Annotated in this window: 1 protein-coding gene; it reads left to right on the forward strand. The window is 50.1% G+C overall.

Annotated features, from left to right (window positions below):
- The first annotated feature begins 96 nt into the window (after positions 1–96).
- Entirely contained in the window at positions 97–1,233 is a 1,137-nt protein-coding gene (locus tag J9889_RS20740) for an ISAs1-like element ISAeme1 family transposase (protein ID WP_041204891.1), read from the forward strand.
- Positions 1,234–1,257 lie beyond the last annotated feature (24 nt).

Here is a 1,257-nt window from a genome sequence, read left to right on the forward strand (position 1 = left end):
GCAGGGCAAGATCGCGAACGTTTTTTAAGCAGGGCATGAGGATTTGACCGACCGAACAGGGTGTGATCTTATACTCTCTTTTACGGGAGTTTCGTCATGAACCATCAAGCGGCATTTACCCAATTCTTCTCCGAACTTGAAGACCCTCGTCAGACAACCAAAATCGCGTACCCCTTCTTCGATGTGGTTTTTCTCACCGTCTGTGCTGCTATTGGTGGGGCTCAAGGTTGGGAAGATATCGAGCTTTTCGGCGAGGCACATCTAGAATGGTTTCAGCGTAATGGATTGTTTCATAACGGATTACCTGTTCACGACACCATAGCCAGGATCATCTCCCGTATTCAACCGGAGCAATTCCAGAACGCCTTTGTCCGCTGGATGCAAGCAACATCAGAACGTACCGATGGTGAGCTGATTGCCATTGACGGCAAGACCTTACGCAGCTCTTACGACCGAGACAGTCGTCAGTCTACCATTCATATGGTCAGTGCCTTTGCCGCTGAGAATCGTCTGGTGCTCGGGCAAGTCAAAACAGATGCGAAATCTAACGAAATCACCGCCATTCCTGAATTACTGGCACTCCTCGATATAAAAGGCTGCCTGGTATCCATCGATGCCATGGGCTGCCAGACTGAGATAGCCTCAACCATAATCAAGGGCGGTGGCGACTACTTGCTGGCGGTAAAAGGTAACCAGCCCACACTGCATAATGCAGTACGCGCAGCTCTGGGCGAGTCGACCAAGAAGCCACTGAGTGAAGAAACGTTCAGTGTCGAGAAAGAGCACGGTCGCATTGATGGCCGCGAGTACCATGTGTTACCAGCCGGAGCACTATCAGAGCAATTTCCAGAGTGGAAAGCGCTGAAGAGTGTTGGTGTCGCAATATCCTATCGAATTGAAAATATGAAAAAATTTTCGATGGAGTATCGCTACTACATCAGCTCGGCTGAACTGACACCAGAGCAGTTTGCCTCAGCGGTACGAGGGCACTGGGCAATTGAAAATAGCCTGCATTGGGTTCTGGATGTCGTGATGAATGAGGATGCCTGCCAGATATATCGAGGTGATGCTCCTCAAATATTGGCCTGTGCACGACACATGGCGCAAAACATGCTGCGAGCCGAAACCAGCCGTAAGGCAAGCTTGCGGAAGAAGCAGCAATTTGCGGGCATGAGCAGCCCATATCTGGAAAAGGTACTGGATGCTGGGTTAGCTGAACTGGCATCAATTTAACAATATGTTCACGCTCTCGCCCTG

This window comes from Aeromonas sp. PrichA-15, assembly GCF_017939245.1.
Taxonomy (GTDB): Bacteria; Pseudomonadota; Gammaproteobacteria; order Enterobacterales; family Aeromonadaceae; genus Aeromonas; species Aeromonas caviae.

What these genes read in the sequence shown, in the direction of transcription:
- J9889_RS20740 (WP_041204891.1), top strand. Translation starts at nt 97, where the DNA reads ATGAACCATCAAGCGGCATTTACCCAATTCTTCTCCGAACTTGAAGAC.